Genomic DNA, 18,182 nt, shown 5'->3' on the forward strand with positions numbered 1-18,182 from the left:
CGCCCGCGGAATACGAAGCCAACTACTACCGAGCAATCACGAAACCCCAGCTCACAGCCACCAACTGAGATCTCCAACGAACCCGGGGCGGTTCACTTCATCCACATCGGGCCCTCGACCTGGGAGCCGGTGAGGCCGATGCCGGAGAGGTCACCGAGCCTGGTCCAGGTGCCGAGGATCGAGTTGCTGCCTTCGAGGGTGATCTGCCCGTCGCCGGAGGCCCGCACGTAGCGGTAGTTGCCGACGCCGGAGGGCATCTCGATGATCTGGGTGTCGATGATCTCCTGGGTGCCGGGGCGGTCGATGTAGAGCTGCGGGGTGGTGATGGTGCGGAAGTCGCTGGTGCGGGCGTAGAAGATGCGGTGCTTCGTCGCGCCGTTGAAGGGCACGTTCGTCGCCCAGTACAGGACGTAGTCGTTGGTCTCGGGGTCCCAGATCGCCTCGGGCGCCCATGCGTTGCGTCCGTCGGGGATCGCGCCGGCGACGTTGAGCAGCCACGGCTGCGACCAGGTGACCAGGTCTGTCGACTCCCACACCACGATGCTGCGGCTGCCGTTGTTGATGGAGCCGTCCACGGTCGACCCGCAGCCCCAGCACAGGTCGGTGGCGATGATCCAGTACTTGCTGCCGTCGGGGATCTCACGAATGCGGGGTCGCGCACCCCCTTCGTACCGACCGTGGAGCGCAGGACCATGCCGCCGCCATTGAGGTCGTTCCAGTGCAAACCGTCCGTGCTGTGGGACAGGTACATCTGCTGGTTGGTCGCCCCCTCCCCGGTGAAGTGCACCATCAGGTAGCCGGGTTCGGCGGCGGCCGCCCGGTCCGGTGTGGTCTGGACTTGGCCTGTGAAGAGGAGGCATACGGCGAGCAGTATCACCGTCAGCCGGGCGCGAAGCGTGCACATGTACATCTCCTGTCGGTCTGCAGATGCCATCACTGGGCGAAAGACGGTCCCGTACGTGATATCGAACAGCGTTCGCAAAAGTGGGCAGACACTAAGGGGGCAAACAGGGCGCGTCAATACATCCGACACGGAGCAGCGCGAGCCTCACTTCGGCGGCGGGAAGACGCTCCGGATACTTGTGTGACAAGTGTTGACGGAGAGAGGTGCAGAACTTATCTTCTGGCCGACCTTACGAACAGTGTTCGATATATCGACCCGGTGTGAAGAGGCGTCCACCGCACCACCAGCAACCAGAGGGAGTACTCCGTGAGACCTGCGCTCACCCGTCGAACGGTCCTCGGCATGATCGCCGGCTCGGCCGCCGCTACCGTCACCGGTGTCTCGGCCGGTACCGCCCACGCCGCCGTGCCCGCCTCCCCCGGTGTGACGTACACGAACACCATCGCCGAGCAGCGGGCCGACCCGCACATCTTCAAGCACACGGACGGTTTCTACTACTTCACCGCCACGGTCCCGGCGTACGACCGGATCGTGCTGCGCCGGGCCACCACGATCCAGGGGCTCACGTCGGCCGCCGAGACGACCATCTGGACGAAGCACTCCACCGGTGAGATGGGCGCCCACATCTGGGCTCCGGAGATCCACTTCATCGACGGCAAGTGGTACATCTACTTCGCCGCGGGCGCCGCCAACGACATCTGGAGGATCCGGCCCTACGTCCTGGAGTGCACGGCCGCGAACCCGATCACGGGCACCTGGACGGAGAAGGGCCGTATCGCCCTGCCGCTGGACACCTTCTCCCTGGACGCGACGACCTTCGTCGTCAACGGCACCCGCTACCTGGCCTGGGCGCAGAACGACCCGGCCGTCGGCCGCGGCACCAACATCTACCTGGCGCGGATGTCCAGCCCGTGGACCATCACCGGCGCACCGGTCATGATCAGCCGACCGACCGCCGCGTGGGAGACCGCCGGAGGGGAGACGGTCAACGAGGGCCCGGCCGTGATCCAGCGGGGCGGCAAGGTCTTCATGACCTTCTCGGCCAGTGCCACCGACGCCAACTACTGCATGGGCATGCTGACCGCGTCCGCCTCGGCCGACCTGCTGAGCGCGTCGTCGTGGGCCAAGAGCACAGGCCCGGTCTTCGCCAGCTACGCCGCCACCAGCCAGTACGGCCCCGGGCACAACCAGTTCACGGTCTCCGAGGACGGCAAGTCGGACATCCTCGTCTATCACGACCGCAGCTACAAGGACATCAGCGGTTCCCCGCTCAACGACCCCAACCGCCGCACCCGCGTGCAGAAGATCTACTGGAAGGCCGACGGCACACCCGACTTCGGCATCCCGGTCGCCGACGGCCTCACGCCGATCCGGCTCTCCTCGTACAACTTCCCCGACCGGTTCATCCGGCACTGGGAGTACCGCGCCAAGATCGAGCCGAACGTCTCCCCGCTCGCCGACTCGCAGTTCCGCATCGTCGCCGGTCTCGCCGGCACGGGCACCGTCTCCCTGGAGTCGGCGAACTTCCCCGGCTACTTCCTGCGCCACAAGAACAATGAGGTGTGGGTGGAGAAGAACGACGGGACGTCGCTGTTCGCCGCTGACGCCTCCTTCACGGCCCGGGCCGGCCTCTCCGACTCCGCCGGGGTCTCGTACGAGTCGTACAACTTCCCGGGCCGCTACATCCGCCACTACAACTACCTGCTGTACGTCCAGGCTCTCAGTACGACGACCGACCGGGCGGACGCCACCTTCTACACCCAGTGAGCCGGCGCCGCCCGCCCGTCACTTCCGCTCTGTCGTCCGGACGGGGAGGGGCTCGGCCGAGCGCAGGTGCTCCCTCAGCCACTGCTCGGTGTTGCTCACGTGCAGCAGTGCGGCGGCCTGGCTGAGGGCGGCATCCCGGGTGGACAGCGCGTTGAAGATCGCCTCGTGTTCGGCCAGGGTGCGGCCGGCGGCCTTGTCGTCGACCAGACCGCGCCAGATGCGGGCGCGCAGAGTGCGGCCGGAGATCCCTTCCAGGAGAGTGAGGAGGGTCTCGTTGCCCGTGGCCGAGACGACGGCGCGGTGGGAGGCGGCGTCATGGGCGTTGAGCTGTTCCACGTCGTCGCGGGCCTCGCGCATGGCGTCCAGGTGCCGTTTCACTTCGGCCAGCTGGGCGTCGGAGATCCGGGTGGCGGCAAGGGCCGCAGCCATCGGTTCGAGGAGCCGCCGTACTTCCATGAGGTCCTGAAGGGCGACCGAGTCACCTTGGAGCAGCTCCACCGCGCCCCCGAGTCCCTCCAGGAGCAGGCTCGGCTGCAGGCTGGTCACATAGGTGCCGTCGCCCCGCCGGACCTCCAGGACCCGCGCGACGGCCAGTGCCTTGACCGCTTCCCGGGCGAGGTTGCGGGACAGTCCCAGCTGGGCGGCCAGGTCCGGCTCCGGCGGGAGCCTCGAGCCGGGCGGCAGCGCACCGTTCCGGATCAGCTCACGGATATGCTCGATGGCCTTGTCCGTCAGAGACACCGCGCGTCCCTCCCCCACCGTGCCCGCGAGCACGTCCGACCTGATCAGCCCCTGAGCACGGAGATCGTCCCAGAGGCCGTGGGGACACGCTGATCATGGAGTTGCACGTTTCGTCCGGCCTGTTCCGCAGTCCGCAGTCCGCAGTCCGAGGGTGACGTTGATGATACTGGCGTGTACGGGAAGGCGATCGCGGCAGCGGGCAGGGCGGTCCCGTGCGCCTCGCAGACCTCGGCGATCGCCGAGCGCGGACCAGGGCAGGCGGGGCGTCCTGGTAGTCGTACTTCATGCCCTCGGCGGGCCGGTCGCGGGAGAGGAGTCCGGAGTTGAACACGCCCACCGCCACCACGCTCTTGCCCAGTTCCCGGGCGGCGGGCAGGACGTCGTCCAGCGCCGACTGGTCCAGGAGTGTGTAGCGCCCGGCCGGCATCACCACGTCGGCGGCGGTCTCGCGCAGGAAGCGGGCGAGCATCGCAGACTGGTTCATGCCGGCGCCGACCGCGCCGATCACACCCTGGTCGCGCAACTCCGCCAGCATGGGCATGGCCTCCTCGGCCGCCTGCCGCCAGTGGTCGTCCGGCCTCGGTGTCGACGCCGCGTGGCTCCTTGTTGGGCACCAGTAGCCTGCCCACCTTCGAGGAGATGACGTACTCGTCACGCTGGCGGCCTCGCAGGGCGGCACCCAGACGGCGCTCGGAGAGACCGAGGCCGTAGTGCGGTGCGGTGTCGAAGTACCGCAGGCCGGCTTCCCAGGCCGCGTCCACGGCGGCTGCCGCGTCGTCGGCCGGGGTGACGCGGTAGAGGTTGCCGATCACGGACGCCCCGAAGCCCAGCTCGGTGAGGGCGACGGGCGTGTTCTGGATCTTCCGCTGGTGCAAGGCGTGCTCCTGGGATACGGGGGTGGGGGCGCCGGTCAGCGTCTGACGTGGGCCGTTTCGCCCGCGATGAGCGCCTCGACCTAGGCGAGCGAGGCCATGGAGACGTCTCCAAGCGTGGTCATGGTGAGCGCGCCGTGGGCGGTGCCGTAGGCCAGGGCCTGAGTGCGGGCGCCGTGTCCAAGGTACGGGCGGAGGTGTAACGGACGGCGAGTGTCATCGTGTCGTCAGGGTCCCTTCAGCGCGGACGCCGATGGTCAGCAGCAGGTTGGCGTACGTACGGGTGTCGGCGGTGACGATCGCCAGGGCCAGGTCCGGCGAGCGGGCGGCGTCGTAGAACTCGAAGCGGCCGAGCGTGCCGACCGGGGCGGGTGCCAGCATCGAGCGGTACTCGGCGATGGCGGGCGGCTCCGGTTCGCCCTCGGGCGGCACCATCACGTGGGCCGCCTCGACGGGCAGGGCGCGCAGCAGGACGTCGAGCACGGTGGTGACGTCGAGCAGGCCGGGCGCCAGGTTGAGGTGGACGGTTCTGGCGCGCTCGCCGGTGGCGGTGCTGGCGGGGTAGTGGCCGTCGGCCAGCAGTACGCGGGCGCCGTGGCCGGCTCCGGCCAGGGATTCGAGGATGCCGGGATGGAGCAGTTCGGTCAGGAGCACGGCGTCCCTTCCTTCGTCGGAGTGGGGGCAGGGGTCAGGTGGTAGAAGGCGGTCGCGGTGCCGGCGAGCAGCGCGCGGATCTCGGTCGCGGAGCAGCCGTCCAGGAGTTCCTCGACGGCTGCGGCCCAGCGGTTCCAGCCCCCCGCGAGGACGCAGACGGGCCAGTCGGAGCCGAACATCAGCCGGTCGGGACCGAAGGCGGAGAGCAGGACGTCCCACACCGGGCGGATGTCGTCGACCGCCCACTTCTCGTGGTCGGCCTCGGTGACCAGACCCGACACCTTGCAGTGAACCTGGGGATGCCGGGCCAGCATCCGCAACTGCTGTGCCCTGTCGGTCAGTTCCCGCCGCGCGATGGGGGGCTTGCCGGCGTGGTCCAGGACGAGTGGCGGCTCCGGCAGCCGTTCCGCGAGGCGGATCGCCTGCGGGAGCTGGTGGCTGCGGACCAGCACGTCGTATCCGAGCCCGCGCTCCCCCACCGCTCGCAACCCCAGCTCGACGTCCGGCTGTTGAAGCCACTGCGGATCGGGCTCGCCCTGCACGACGTGCCGTACGGCCCGCAGGTACCGGCCCGCGGGTCCGGTCCGCAGATCGTCGAGCACGTCGCCGATCGCGGGGGACGTCAGATCCGCCCAGCCGACGACGGCGCCGATCAGCGGGTCGCTGCCGGCCAGAGCCAGGAGGTCCCGGGTCCCGGGCACGGAGGCGATGCACTGGACGACCACCGCTGGTCAGCCGCTGTCCGGCGATCGGCCGGGTCGCCGCCGATCGCAGGGCGTGCGTGCCGAAGCTGCGGCGGATCGGCTCGTGCCCGGGCTCGTCCAGCCAGGGCTGTGGCCGGACGTTCAGGTTCCACACGTGGTGGTGGGCGTCGACGAGGGCCTGGGCGTCAGACACGAGCGGTCCAGACGCGGCCGTCGGGGTAGGGGCGTACTCCTGGAGGGACTCGGTGTGCATGTGCGCGCTCAGTCCGGGCAGCGTCGGCGCCTGGTAGTGGCCGTCGGCGATGCGGACCGGGTCGACGAAGTGCTCGTGCGGGTGGTCGACGTACTTGATGACGCGGTCCTCGGTCGTGCCGGAGACGGCGACGTAGTCGAACATCGACAGGTGCTGCACCATTTCGCACAGGCCGACGCCGCCCGCGTGCGGGCAGACCGGCACGCCGAACTTCGCGGCGAGCAGCAGGATCGCGATGTTCTCGTTGACGCCGCCGACCCGCGCGGAGTCAATCTGCACGATGTCCACCGCGCCCGCCTGCAGCAGCTGCTTGAAGACGACCCGGTTGGCGACGTGTTCGCCGGTGGCCACTTTGATGGGGCTGACGGCCTTGCGCACGGCGACGTGGCCGAGGATGTCGTCGGGTGAGGTGGGCTCCTCGATCCAGTACGGCTGGTACGGGGCCAGGGCGCGCATCCAGTCGATCACGTCCTGGACGTCCCATCTCTGGTTGGCGTCCACTGCGATGCGGATGCCGTCACCGACCGTCTCACGGGCGGTGCGCAAGCGCCGTACCTCGTCCTCCAGGGACGCGCCGACCTTCAGCTTGATCTGGGTGAAGCCGTCGGCGACGGCCTCGCGGGCGAGGCGGGCCAGCTTCTCGTCGGAGTAGCCCAGCCAGCCGGGGGTGGTGGTGTAGGCGGGGTAACCACTCTCCAGCAGGCGGGAGATGCGCTCCTCGCGGCCGGGCTCGGGCGGCGCAGGATCTCCAAGGCCTCCTCGGGGGTGAGGGCGTCGGACAGCCAGCGGAAATCGACCTGTGCGACCAGGTCCTCCGGGGACATCTCGCCGAGGAAGCGCCATACGGGCTTGCCCGCACGCTTGGCCGCCAGGTCCCAGGCGGCATTGACGACCGCCCCCGTGGCCATGTGGATGGCGCCCTTCTCCGGTCCGGGCCAGCGCAGTTGGGGGTCGTGGGATCGGCTACTCCGGAGACAACTTCACCGGCACTTCCTGGACCTCCACCGCCGACAACCCCGACCTCAGGGTCACCGGCAACAACGACCGGATCACCTCGCTGAGGTTCCAGTTCAACCCGGCCATGTACTTCCGGATCAGCAACGTCACCAACGGCCTCGCCCTGGACAGCGGCGGCAACGTTGCCTCCGGGTCCAACCTCAAGCAGTGGACCTGGGACGGCAGCAGCAACCTGCAGTGGCACGCGGAGCCGGTCTCAGGCGGCTACTACCGGCTGGTCGAGGACTGCTCGGCAAATCTGCGCTGGTCGGGATCCTGCCGGCCGCGGTCCACGATCATCGCCTGCTCGACGCGCTGAAGATGGTGCTGCGTCAGGACCGGGGCGGCACACAGCATCACCTCGTCCGTGGAGGTGCGGCCGCCGTCGGTGACGGTGAACCGTACGGTGATCCGGCCGTCCCAGCCCTCCCGTATGACGTCCCGCCCGTCCAGGCCCGGGACCGTGCGCAGGGTGCCAGGTATTCCGGCGTCCGTACGACGTTGCCCTGGGCGTCGTTGCAGGCCTGGAGCCGGGCATGGGACAGCCGGCGGCCGTCCGGCGTCCTGGTCTTGCAACGCCGGTGCGTGTCATCGAGGTTGGGCAGGAAGATCGCACCTCGCCCGCTGTTCCACGCCGCCTTGCCCGCGACATCGGAATCCCCGGTGACGTCGACCGCCCCGTCCCGGTTCACATCGGCGCGAATGTCCGCCCGTACGCCCCGGGTGTCGGCGGCCACGGCGGCCGGCACCGCGCCGGAGACGACTGCCAGGGCTCTCGCCAATGCAGGCGCCGTCTTGGGCCCGACTGTACTCATTCACCCGCTCCTCTCGGCCTTGACCTGCACCTCCATCCCATCGCGGCGCCCGAAGCCGCTCACGCCCCCGACCAGCGGGACCACCCCCGCCGACAGGCCGGACTCCGACCATCCGAAAGTGGGACGCATTGCACCGACGGCGGCACCGTTGCCCGGAAAACCGCACCAAATGCTCAGTCAGAGAGGCAGGCCGCTCGCATCAGGCAGCACACCCGGCGTCGTGAGTGATCTCGACGCCGACCATCCGCGCTCCGCCGCGCTCTATGCGCCGGCGAAGGAGCCGCTCCTTGCGGCGTGACCGCCGATCGCGGCTCCGACCAGCCGGCTCTCGAAGGACCGCAGTATCTGTTCGAGATCCGTCGCGTCGAACGACGTCGCATCCGTCCCGAGACTGATTCCGGCCGTCTCGGACATGCCCCACACATCGAAGGAGAGGTTTCCGGAGTACGCGTCGACGAGTTTGGGGAATCGTCGGTAACGGCTGGATGCCATGGCTCGGTCGAGGTCCTGCGGTGCCCTGTCCGCGCGAGCCCGGATCAGCGTGCGGGGCGCTATGGGGCGGATGTTGACCACGTACGGGTTGTGTGCGGAGCGGCCCAGTTCGGCGGAGACCTCGTCCAGGGATCTGGCGTAGCGGTCGGGCTCTCGCAGGCTGACGGAGGAGGATCTGACGAGTGCCGCGTCGACGGCTCGGCACAGCGCCGGGAACCGGTCGCCGCCCAGGGACGTGTCGACCGGGACGAGGGCCCTGCCGGCGATATGGGCCACCGCCTCGCGGGCGAAGGTGGTTTGCCGGTTGGGCATCACGGTGTTGAACACGCAGGTGCCGATGCCGAGGTGCTCGGCGAGCGTGCACGCGTATGCGGCTTGCAGGACGGCGGCCGCGGATGTCCGGTACTGCTTCGCCAGACCGGCCGCCGCGAGGGCGACCGCCGCGGAGTCGAGGCATACGAAGTTGTAGACGGCGGCCCTGTGGCCCGGGGGCGCCTGGAGTTCGGGCATGGCGGACCGACGGAGCATGGCCCGGTCATGGGTGTCGACACGATGGGCGTGCCGCCGCCCCGAGGGACTGGCTTCGAAGCTCGCGATCTGCCGCGGCTGCCACCCCGAGCCGACGTCGGCGCCCGGATCGGCGGCCAGTCGGGCTATGTGTTCGGCCGCGATCCGGGCGCTCGTCGTGTCCGCCGAGAAGTGGTGCAAGGACAGCGCGATGTGGATGGGTCTGCCCTCCACGGTGATGACGGCGGCCCGCAACGGCAGGTCGTCCGGGGCGAATCCGGGCTCGGCCAGTCGGAGCGTGAAGGCGCTCAGCTCGTCGTAGGTCGGCGGGGCGTCGGAGGCGTACTCGTCGATCTGGAGCACGCCGGAAGCCACGACGACCGCGCGCGGGTGCCCGTCCGCGTCACGTGGATAGAGCGTGCGCAGCGCCTCGAAGTGAGCCATGACCGCGGCGAAGGCATGCAGCACCGCGGACATGTCAGGCCGGCCGTCCAGCGCCCGCCCCATCCGTACGTTCCTGTTGCGGGGTCCGTGGAGATGGGGGTGGCATCCTTCGCGTTCATGGGCCTTCTGCGACCAGGTCAGTTCATGCTCTCCGGCGGTGCCGGCGACGAAGACGACGTCATGGCGTGCGGTCTGTCGCATACCCGCCCCGGCCCTCCTCCGGTACGGACCCCGATCCTCCACACCGTCCGGCGGTACGACGCCGCGGCCGGAGCGCGGGCGCCCCCCTGTTCAGGCAGAGGATAGATCCGCGCGGGCCGCGTGCGTCAATGGTCGGAGAGTGTGGAACGCGGCGGCGGACTGTCTTCTTGCCGCGTCCCACCGCTCCTCACCACGTCCCGCCGGCGATCGCGGCCAGGTGGACACCGCCCCGCAGAACGAGATGCAGATCGTGCACCCCGGTCACCTCCTCCGGCATCCGCGCGCTGACCGTGCGCCAGTCGTACCGGCCGTCGGTGCCGGTGGTGACACGGAGGACGGCGAGCAAGGTTCCGGCACCGGGAGCGCCGTCAGCGTAGATCTCGACGGTCGCGTCCTCCTCCGTCGCGCACGACACCTCGGCCGTGATGACCCGCGGCCCGTCTGCCGGGCTGCCCAGGTCGACTGAGCCGTAGCGCAGTGCGCAGTGGATGTCACCGGTCGCCGGGGTGACCGCCTCCCCCTTCTCCCGGGTGGCGTCGACGAGCGTGCCGCCCTCGCACTCGTCGAAGTCGACGGCCTCCAGTCGTCCGCCGAGGAGAGTGCGGGCAGGGAGCGCCGGCCCCGTCACGGTGAGGGGCGCTGTCAGGGCGATGGCTTCGGCCGAGTGCCCGATCAGGATCTCGTACGGCCCCGGGTCCACGGCGAGGGCGCCGGCCGAGACGGACCAGTGGGCCAGGGCCGCGACGGGCAGGTCGAACTCCAGCCGCCGCCGTTCACCGGGGGTGAGGGAGACCTTGCGGAAGTCCGTCAGTCTGCGCCTGGGCGCGCGGTGGCGGGCGGCGAGCGCGCGGGTGTAGAGCTGCACGGTCTCGGTGCCCGTGCGCGTCCCGGTGTTGGTGAGCTCGACGCTCACGGCCAGGGTGTCGTCCTGCGCCGCTTCCCGGGCGGACAGCCGCAGGCCGGAGTAGGCGAAGCTGGTGTAGGACAGGCCGTGCCCGAAGGGGTACAGCGGTGCGGCGTCGTGGTACTGGTACGTCCAGCCGACGCTGATGATGTCGTAGTCGAGGCGGCCGGGCAGCGGGTCGTCGCCGCGGTACCAGGTCTGCGGGAGCCGTCTGGAGGGTTCGGCCTCGCCAAGCAGGATCGCGGCGAGTGCCCGGCCCGTCTCCTGCCCGCCGTGGGAGGTCCACACCACGGCGGGCAGGTACTCGTCCGCCCAGTCGACGGCGTACGGGTAGCTGCTCATCACGACCAGTACCGACTCGGGACGCTCGGTGGCGACGGCGCACAGCAGGGCCTCCTGCGCGGGCGGCAGTGAGATGCCCGCACGGTCCTCGGTCTCGCGGCCGTTGATGTGCGGGTCGTTTCCGAGGACGAACACGGCGACGTCCGCCGAGGCAGCGGCCGCGACGGCTTCGGCGATTCCGTCCCTGACGACCGTTCGGGTCCAGCGTTCCGCCTGCTCGGTGGCTTGGGCAGAGAGGGTGACGCGGCCGGTGGCGGGGTCCACGGCGGCGTAGCGGCCGTTGCTGATGTTGCGCAGCAGTTCCGTACCGTCCGGCTGGGGTTCCAGCCGGAAGGTCTCGTGGACGAACCAGCCGTTCGGCTGCGTCTGGTCGGCGGCGAGAGTGAGGTCGCCGTCCTTGAGGGTGACGTAGCGTTCCGTGCAGGCGTTGCGGAGGGTCAGCACACCTTCACCCCAGTCGAACAGGTCGTGGCAGGCGCTGTCGCCCGCTTCCTGCTCGTCCGAGTGAGCACCGGCCACCATGGGCCCGCCGGTGTCGAGCGTCGGCACGCGCAGGAGGCCTCCGGTGGAGGCGGCGCGCAGCGTGATCCGGTCGACTCCCTCCGCGCGGACCGCTTCGACCCCGCGCTCCTTGAGGGCCGCCTCCAGGCCGGTGGCAATGGTGATCCGGTACGGCATGGTGCCGCTGTACCAGTCCTCGAAGAGGGTGTCCGCCAACGGACCGACGAGCGCGACGCGCCCGCCGGGGGCCGGTGACAGCGGCAGTGCGCCGTCGTTCTTCAGCAGCACCACCGACTCCGTGGCGGCGCGCAAGGCGAGCGCCCGGTGGGCGGGGCTGTCCACGACGTCGTCGCGGATGCCGGCGTAGGGGTCGAGGTCCGGATCGAACTCGCCGAGGCGGAAGCGTATCGACAGGTGGCGTCGCGCGGCGCGGTCGATGTCGTCCTCGGTGAGCAGCCCGCGGTCGACCGCCGTGCGAAGCCGGTCGAGGGTGATGCTGCCGTCCTCGTCCAGTTCGGTGATGCTGTCGACGCCGGCGCGTACCGCAGCCGCGTGGGAGGTGGGGTGGTCGTCGAAGTAGTGCTCCGATTCGGCGAGGTTGGTCACCGCTCCGGCGTCGCTGCAGACGAACAGCTCGTGGCCGGTGGGCTCGGCCCAGCGCCGTACCTCGGTCTCGAGCAGTGGACTGACATGGCAGGGGCGGCCGTTGATGAGGTTGTAGGCCGGCATGACGCCGGTGGCGGCGCCGGACGCGATCGCCGGGCGGAAGGCGGCGAGGTCGTATTCGTGCAGCACCCTGGGCGGTACCACGGAGGAGGTGATGTCGCGCTCGTCCTCGTTGTTGTAGGCGAGGAAGTGCTTCAGGAGCGGTGCAGTGCGCAGATAGGCCGGGTGGTCCCCGGCCAGCCCGCGGCAGAAGCTGACAGAGAGCCGGCCGGTGAGCAGCGGATCCTCCGCGTACCCCTCCTCGTTGCGGCCCCAGCGGGGGTCGCGCAGCAGGTTCACCACGGGGGCCCAGACCTGAAGGCTGTGCCGGTCGCCGTCGGCGGCGGGGCGCTGGTGGAAGGCGCGGGCCTCGGTGCCGACGGCCGTGGCGACCTCGTGCAGCAGCTCCTCGTGCCAGGTGGCTCCCAGGCCTACCGCCTGCGGGAACACGGTGGCCGGCCCCAGCCAGGCCACGCCGTGCAGCCCTTCGGTACCGGTCTTGAAGGGGGCCAGTCCGAGGCGCGGGACTCCTGGTGAGTACTGGTAGAGCAGCTCGATGCGCTCGTCGAGCGTCAGCCGGGAGATCAGGTCGTCGACTCGCCGGGCGAGGGGTAGCGCGGGGTCACGGAACGGCAGGTCGGTGGTGGGCGGCTCGGGGGATGTGGCGGCGGTACTCACCTGAGAAGTCCCTTGCAGGAGGTCGACGGAGAAGGCGTGGGAAGCGTGGGCGGCTGCGGAGCCGGGCGGCGTACGGCTTTTGTCGATCGCACTGTCGTGAGTCGAAGCGCTTCGACGTTGACATGACGCTGAGTCGTGTGTCAATCACAGGTCGCCCAGCCGTCGCGAGCCGTTCTTCCGGCGTCGGTGTTCCTCTTTGAGAGTTCACCCAGAAGGCCAGCTCACCTGGGGAAAAGCCGCATGGAGGGCGGTGCGTGCTCTCACCCCCGACCGTGCCTGTTATCGAAAAGTGACCTTGGCGGCCCGTTGCCGCCCCCGGAAACACGGCCTTAGTCTCACCGAAACGTCGAAGCGCGTCGACTCGGTTGGCTGCCGCCCTCCGGACATGAGACCACCGGACGACGCAGCGTCTGCCCGCCCGCCGGTCGGATCGACGCAAGCGAAGGGCCGCAACGACATGAGCAGTGAGATGAACCGCCGAGTCGTCCTGCGAACAGCCGCCGGCGTGGCGGGCGCCGCCTCCCTCTCACCGCTGCCGCCCGCCGGCAACGAGGACTACCAGGCCGTGTCCCGGGCGCTGGGCACCACGATCAACATGCAGCCCGCCGGCGGGAACACCTACGGCACGTCCGGCACCCTCGGCGCGCCGGACGAGGCCTGCGGAATCGCCCTCTGGAGCCGGCCGGCCGGACCGCGGCTTGTGCGCAGGCCCCGTACGGACCCGCACCCGAAAGGCAAGGACCCGTCATGACCCATGCCCCGCACCTCTCCCGCCGAGGCCTGCTGGCCGCAGGCGCGGCCACGGCCGCACTCCCCCTGCTCGCCCCCTCCGGTGCCTCCGCCGCACCCGTCACATCCGCCACATCCGCCCGCGTGGCCGGGAAGGTCCGGCACACGCCCTACACCTTCCGCAACGCCGAGATAGTCGGCGGCGGCTTCGTCACCGGCATCGTCTTCAACCAGAGCGAGCCCGGACTGGTGTACGCGCGCACCGACATCGGCGGCGCCTACCGCCTCGACACGGCGTCCCGGCGGTGGATCCCCCTCACCGACTGGATCGGCTGGGACGAGTACGGACACACCGGCATCATCAGCATCGCCACCGACGAGGTCGACCCCGACCGCGTCTACCTGGCGGCGGGCACCTACACCCTCCCCGACTGGGACCCGAGCATGGCGGCGATCCTGCGCTCGACCGACCGCGGCCGCACCTGGAAGACCACCCCTCTGCCGTTCCGGCTGGGCGGCAACATGCCCGGCCGGGGCATCGGCGAGCGGCTGGTGATCGACCCCAACCGCAACAGGATCCTCTACCTGGGAGTGCGCGGGGGCCACGGGCTGTGGCGCAGCACCGACCACGGCAAGACCTTCGCGAAGGTGACCAACTTCCCCAACGTCGGCAACTTCGTGCCCGACCCCACCGACCCCGACGGCTACAACGGCGACAACCTGGGTGTGCTGCAGGTCGTCTTCGACAAGCGCACCGGCAGAGCGGGGAAGGCCACCCGGACCCTCTATGTCACCGTCGCCGACAAGGACAACATCCTGTACCGGTCCACCGACGCGGGAGCGACCTGGGAACGCGTACCCGGGCAGCCCACCGGCTTCATCCCGCACCACGCGGTCTTCGACCACGTCGGCGGCTACCTGTACCTGGCGACCAGCGACACCGCCGGCCCGTACGACGGCTCCAAGGGCGACGTGTGGAAGCTGGACACCGCCACCGACACCTGGACCCGCATCAGCCCGGTCCCGTCCACCAGCGACGACAACAAGTGGGGTTACAGCGGCCTGACCATCGACCGGCAGAACCCGGACACCCTGATGGTGTCCACCCAGGTCAAGTGGTATCCCGACTGCATCCTCTTCCGCTCCACCGACGGCGGCGCGAGCTGGACCCGCGCGTGGGACCTGGGCCCGAATGCCGAGCGCACCCTGCGCTACGACATCGACATCTCCGCCGCCCCCTGGCTGACCTGGAACGCCTCGCCGTCGCTGCCCGAGATGGCCCCCAAGCTGGGCTGGATGATGGAGTCCGTTCAGATCGACCCCTTCGACTCCGACCACTTCATGTACGGAACCGGGGCGACGATCTACGGCGCCGACAACCTCACGGACTGGGACAGCGGCGGCACGGTACATCTGTCCGTGCGGGCCCAGGGCCTGGAGGAGACCGCGGTCCTGTGCCTGATCAGCCCGCCCGCCGGTCGCGCGCACCTCTTCTCCGGCGTCGGCGATGTCGGCGGCTTCCGGCACACGGATTTCCGCAAGGCGCCGAAGATGTACGACAGCCCGACCTTCGGCGGCACCCCGGCCCTGGACTACGCGGAGCTGGCGCCCCACACGATCGTGCGGGTCGGCCACCCCACCAGCGGCTGGACCCAGCACTTCGCCATCTCCACCGACAGCGGCGACACCTGGACGCCGTCGCGCAGTGAGCCGGCCGGTGTCACCGGGCCCGGAGTCGAGGACCAGGCCGTCGCCATCAGCGCCGACGGCAGACGGATCGTCTGGTCCCCGGCCGGAGCGCCGGTCAGCTGGTCCGACGACCACGGAGCGACCTGGACGGCCTCGAAGGGGCTGCCGACCGGGGTTTCGGTGCGCTCCGACCGGGTGAACCCGGCGAAGTTCTACGCCTACGACTCCGGCGTCTTCTACCTCAGCACGGACGGCGGCAAGAGCTTCGAGGCCACGGCGGCGACCGGTCTGCCCACCGCGGGGAACGTCCGGTTCAAACCGGTACCGGGCCATGAAGGCGACATCTGGCTGGCCGGCGGCACCACCAAGCCCACCACCCCCACACCCTACGGGCTGTGGCGGTCGACCGACTCCGGATCGTCCTTCACCAGGTTCGAAGTGGTGGACCAGGGCGACGTCGTCGGATTCGGCAAGGCCGCACCCGGCGCCCCGTACCCCGCCGTCTACACCAGCTCCAAGATCCACGGCGTCCGCGGCATCTTCCGGTCCGACGACGCGGGCCGGAACTGGATCCGCATCAACGACGACCGGCACCAGTACGCCTGGACCGGCAACACCATGACCGGAGACCCCCGGATCTACGGTCGCGTCTACTTCGGGACGAACGGACGCGGAGTCATCTACGGCGACCCGAAGTGAGGTTCGGCTCCCGGCCGCCCCGCTCCGCACCCGCCGTCCCGAAGGGAGACCGACGTGGCCCTGCCGTGCGTCGGCCAGCGGCTTGGACAGGAGCAAGTCCGGCTGGTGGTCCGGCAGCAGCCTCACCCCGTTCTTCAACTACGACCTGAACAGGGGCTTCTACACCAACGACCACTACCTCAACAGCGTCATGGCCGGCTGGGAATTCGGGCCGGGCGACTATACGGCTCACTCCTGGGGCGCCGTGGGCTTCTGACGCCGCGCTGCCCTTGTGCGTCACCGCGCCGCACACCACCGTGCTCGCCGTCGAGTTCGTCGGCGAGCACGGCCTGAACCGAGACACCGGCCCCACAGCACACGAACTGCCGCCCGGTGGCTGCGCGGTCCCGTGCGGCCACTGACCTGGAAAGGACATCATGGAGAACGAACAGCGGAGCTTCCGCTGGGGTCACGACGCCCTGCATCTCGAGTTCGTCCTCGGCGACGACGGCAGCGCCCGCCTGACGCATCTCGGACTGCCCGGCGAAGCGGGCAGCGACCCCCGTGCGTCCCTGCCTCTGGTGGAGGTGACGGCCGCGGGTCACGGGCGCGGCTGGTCGGGCAGCCGCTTGATCGGGACCGCTCTCGGCGGGCGGCTGCGCCACCGGGCCCACCGCGCGGCCCGCGACGGCGACTGGCACACGCTGACCGTGCATCTCCACGACCCGGAAACCGGGTTGGCCGCGGAGGTGACCTACCGGTCGCCGGACGGCATCCCCGTGCTCCGCAGCGAAGTGATCCTGCGCAACGAAGGGCGGACCACACTGCACCTGGAGTCGGTCAGCTCACTCACGGTGGGCTGCCTCACCCCGCAGGACCCGGCGGCCGTCGACGCCGCCGACCTGCTGTGGGCGGACAACGACTGGCTCGCCGAGTGCCGCTGGCAGCGGCAGCCGATGCGCCGGACCACACCCGACCCCAGCGGACGCGTGAAGTACGGGCACGGCAAGGCCGGCTTCGCCCTGAACGGCCAGGGCACCTGGTCCAGCTGTGGACACCTGCCCATGGGCGGACTGACGGACCGGCACACCGGCCGCACCTGGGTGTGGCAGATCGAGCACAACGGAGGGGGCTGGCGCTGGGAGTGCCAAGAGCACGACAACTCTGCCTACGCGGCACTGTTCGGTCCCACCGACACCCACCACGGCTGGCGGCACCCCCTGGAACCCGGCGCCGCCTTCCGCACCGTACCCGTGGCCCTGTCCTTCAGCGCCGACGGCGGCCCCGACGCCGCGTTCGCCGCGCTGACCCGCTACCGCCGCGCCCACCGCCGCCCGCATCCCGACCACCGGGGTCTGCCCGTCATCTTCAACGACTACATGAACTGCCTGATGGGAGACCCCACCACCGACAAACTGCTGCCGCTGATCGACGCGGCGGCCGAGGCCGGCGCCGAGTACTTCGTCATCGACGCGGGCTGGTACGACGACAGTGACGGCTGGTGGACCAGCGTCGGTGCCTGGGAACCATCCGCCTCCCGCTTCCCGGGCGAGAAGGGGATCCACGAGGTACTGGACCGTATCCGCGAACGCGGCATGGTCCCCGGGCTGTGGCTGGAGCCGGAAGTCATCGGCGTCGACAGCCCCATGGCCAAGTCCCTGCCCGACGAGGCGTTCTTCCGCCGCGACGGCGTCCGCGTCACGGAGTCCGGCCGGCACCACCTGGACCTGCGCCACCCCGCCGCCCGTGGCCACCTGGACCAGGTCGTGGACCGCCTGGTCGGCGAGTGGGGCGTCGGCTACCTCAAGCTCGACCACAACATCGACCCCGGCTCCGGCACCAGCGCCCACCCCGGCGAGACCCCGGGCGCCGGCCTGCTCGGCCACAACCGGGCGCACCTCGACTGGCTCGACGGCATCCTGGACCGCTACCCGCACCTGGTGGTGGAGAACTGCTCCTCGGGCGGCATGCGCTGGGACCACGCCCTGCTGTCGCGGCTGCAACTGCAGTCCACCAGCGACCAGCAGAACCTGCAGCTCTACGCGCCCATCGCGGCCTCCGCGCCGACCGCCGTCACTCCCGAGCAAGGCGCCGTGTGGGCCTATCCGCAGCCGGAGGACTCCCTCGACGAGGTCGCCTTCACCATGGCGAGCGGCCTCCTCGGCCGCATCCACCTCTCCGGCCGCCTGCCGGAGCTGGGGCCCGAGGCCCGCGCCCTGGTTTACGAGGCGGTCGCCGTGTACAAGGCCATCCGCGCCGACCTGCCCCGGGCAGTGCCCTCCTGGCCACTTGGCCTTCCCGCTTGGGACGACCCCTGGATCGCTCTCGCCCTGCACACCCCCGCCACCACTTACCTCACTGTCTGGCGCCGACCGGGCGGTCCGGCCACCACCACCCTCCGGCTGCCCGAACAGGCGGGCGGCGCGGCCCGTGCCGAGGTGCTGTACCCCGCCGCAGGTCAGGCCGTTGCCGTCTGGAACTCGGACACGGCCGACCTCACCGTGACCCTGCCCACCGCGCCCTCCGCGGCGCTGCTGCGCATCACCCGCACGGAGCCGGACGCTCCCTGAGCGCCGTCCCTGCTGCCCACCCGACGAAAGGACGAC

The 18,182-nt window shown here is 70.3% G+C and carries 10 protein-coding genes and 6 pseudogenes; 6 read left to right on the top strand and 10 right to left on the bottom strand.

All coding sequences use genetic code 11. From position 1 onward, the window contains the following. Window positions 1-95: 95 nt before the first annotated feature. Window positions 96-904 (bottom strand): annotated as a pseudogene (locus ACFVJQ_RS38455) (glycoside hydrolase family 43 protein); the annotation flags it as partial. A gap of 342 nt (window positions 905-1,246) precedes the next feature. Between ACFVJQ_RS38455 and ACFVJQ_RS38460 the strand changes: the two are divergent. Then, window positions 1,247-2,671 carry a family 43 glycosylhydrolase gene (locus ACFVJQ_RS38460; protein ID WP_385790421.1) on the top strand — a complete coding sequence of 475 codons (1,425 nt, stop codon included), beginning with the start codon at window positions 1,247-1,249 and terminating at the stop codon, window positions 2,669-2,671. A gap of 18 nt (window positions 2,672-2,689) precedes the next feature. Here the strand turns inward: ACFVJQ_RS38460 and ACFVJQ_RS38465 are convergent, their stop codons facing one another. From ACFVJQ_RS38465 to ACFVJQ_RS38490, 6 genes and pseudogenes are all read right to left on the bottom strand, one after another. After that, window positions 2,690-3,412 carry a FadR/GntR family transcriptional regulator gene (locus ACFVJQ_RS38465; RefSeq protein WP_385790423.1) on the bottom strand — a complete coding sequence of 241 codons (723 nt, stop codon included), beginning with the start codon at window positions 3,410-3,412 and terminating at the stop codon, window positions 2,690-2,692. A gap of 42 nt (window positions 3,413-3,454) precedes the next feature. Next, window positions 3,455-4,287: pseudogene (locus ACFVJQ_RS38470) on the bottom strand (aldo/keto reductase); the annotation flags it as partial. An 80-nt stretch (window positions 4,288-4,367) separates the two neighbouring features. Then, window positions 4,368-4,448: pseudogene (locus ACFVJQ_RS38475) on the bottom strand (kinase); the annotation flags it as partial. A 52-nt stretch (window positions 4,449-4,500) separates the two neighbouring features. Continuing rightward, the gene (locus ACFVJQ_RS38480) at window positions 4,501-4,938 is read right to left on the bottom strand and encodes an RbsD/FucU domain-containing protein (protein ID WP_385516051.1); all 438 of its coding nucleotides are present in this window, start codon (window positions 4,936-4,938) and stop codon (window positions 4,501-4,503) included. Next, window positions 4,929-5,835 (bottom strand): annotated as a pseudogene (locus ACFVJQ_RS38485) (amidohydrolase family protein). The gene ACFVJQ_RS38480 and the pseudogene ACFVJQ_RS38485 overlap by 10 nt, the downstream one beginning before the upstream one ends. Then, window positions 5,828-6,851 (bottom strand): annotated as a pseudogene (locus ACFVJQ_RS38490) (enolase C-terminal domain-like protein); the annotation flags it as partial. The pseudogenes ACFVJQ_RS38490 and ACFVJQ_RS38485, both read right to left, overlap by 8 nt. Between ACFVJQ_RS38490 and ACFVJQ_RS38495 the strand changes: the two are divergent. Then, window positions 6,848-7,132 (top strand): annotated as a pseudogene (locus tag ACFVJQ_RS38495) (RICIN domain-containing protein); the annotation flags it as partial. The pseudogenes ACFVJQ_RS38490 and ACFVJQ_RS38495 sit on opposite strands and share 4 nt — an antisense overlap. Window positions 7,133-7,247: 115 nt before the next feature. Here ACFVJQ_RS38495 and ACFVJQ_RS38500 read toward each other — a convergent pair. The 3 genes from ACFVJQ_RS38500 to ACFVJQ_RS38510 all read right to left on the bottom strand — a co-directional run bounded on the left by ACFVJQ_RS38500 (window position 7,248) and on the right by ACFVJQ_RS38510 (window position 12,480). Next, window positions 7,248-7,706: a hypothetical protein gene (locus tag ACFVJQ_RS38500; RefSeq protein ID WP_385516052.1), complete on the bottom strand. Its 459-nt coding sequence runs from the start codon at window positions 7,704-7,706 to the stop codon at window positions 7,248-7,250. 261 nt (window positions 7,707-7,967) lie between these two features. After that, window positions 7,968-9,350, bottom strand: a complete 1,383-nt coding sequence (locus ACFVJQ_RS38505; RefSeq protein ID WP_385790397.1) for a condensation domain-containing protein — start codon at window positions 9,348-9,350, stop codon at window positions 7,968-7,970. A gap of 187 nt (window positions 9,351-9,537) precedes the next feature. After that, entirely contained in the window at window positions 9,538-12,480 is a 2,943-nt protein-coding gene (locus tag ACFVJQ_RS38510; RefSeq protein ID WP_385790399.1) for a glycoside hydrolase family 3 C-terminal domain-containing protein, read from the bottom strand. Between the two features lie 457 nt (window positions 12,481-12,937). On the opposite strand from ACFVJQ_RS38510, the gene ACFVJQ_RS38515 reads away from it, so the two are divergent. The 4 genes from ACFVJQ_RS38515 to ACFVJQ_RS38530 all read left to right on the top strand — a co-directional run bounded on the left by ACFVJQ_RS38515 (window position 12,938) and on the right by ACFVJQ_RS38530 (window position 18,146). Continuing rightward, the gene (locus tag ACFVJQ_RS38515; RefSeq protein ID WP_385790401.1) at window positions 12,938-13,231 is read left to right on the top strand and encodes a hypothetical protein; all 294 of its coding nucleotides are present in this window, start codon (window positions 12,938-12,940) and stop codon (window positions 13,229-13,231) included. Further along, window positions 13,228-15,597 (top strand): xyloglucanase, encoded by a 2,370-nt coding sequence (locus ACFVJQ_RS38520; protein WP_385516056.1) that lies wholly within the window; start codon window positions 13,228-13,230, stop codon window positions 15,595-15,597. The genes ACFVJQ_RS38515 and ACFVJQ_RS38520 overlap by 4 nt, the downstream gene beginning before the upstream one ends. 82 nt (window positions 15,598-15,679) lie before the next feature. Beyond that, entirely contained in the window at window positions 15,680-15,853 is a 174-nt protein-coding gene (locus tag ACFVJQ_RS38525) for a hypothetical protein (RefSeq protein WP_385516057.1), read from the top strand. A gap of 160 nt (window positions 15,854-16,013) precedes the next feature. Then, window positions 16,014-18,146, top strand: a complete 2,133-nt coding sequence (locus ACFVJQ_RS38530; protein WP_385516058.1) for an alpha-galactosidase — start codon at window positions 16,014-16,016, stop codon at window positions 18,144-18,146. Window positions 18,147-18,182: the final 36 nt, after the last annotated feature.

The organism is Streptomyces sp. NPDC127197 (assembly GCF_042672405.1).
Classification (GTDB): Bacteria; Actinomycetota; Actinomycetes; order Streptomycetales; family Streptomycetaceae; genus Streptomyces; species Streptomyces flavusporus.

Bases quoted from the DNA above. Each gene is read 5' to 3' on its own strand.
- ACFVJQ_RS38460 (WP_385790421.1), top strand. From the start codon at position 1,247: ATGATCGCCGGCTCGGCCGCCGCTACCGTCACCGGTGTCTCGGCCGGT.
- ACFVJQ_RS38500 (WP_385516052.1), bottom strand. From the start codon at position 7,706: ATGAGTACAGTCGGGCCCAAGACGGCGCCTGCATTGGCGAGAGCCCTG.
- ACFVJQ_RS38505 (WP_385790397.1), bottom strand. From the start codon at position 9,350: ATGCGACAGACCGCACGCCATGACGTCGTCTTCGTCGCCGGCACCGCC.
- ACFVJQ_RS38515 (WP_385790401.1), top strand. From the start codon at position 12,938: ATGAGCAGTGAGATGAACCGCCGAGTCGTCCTGCGAACAGCCGCCGGC.
- ACFVJQ_RS38520 (WP_385516056.1), top strand. From the start codon at position 13,228: ATGACCCATGCCCCGCACCTCTCCCGCCGAGGCCTGCTGGCCGCAGGC.
- ACFVJQ_RS38530 (WP_385516058.1), top strand. From the start codon at position 16,014: ATGGAGAACGAACAGCGGAGCTTCCGCTGGGGTCACGACGCCCTGCAT.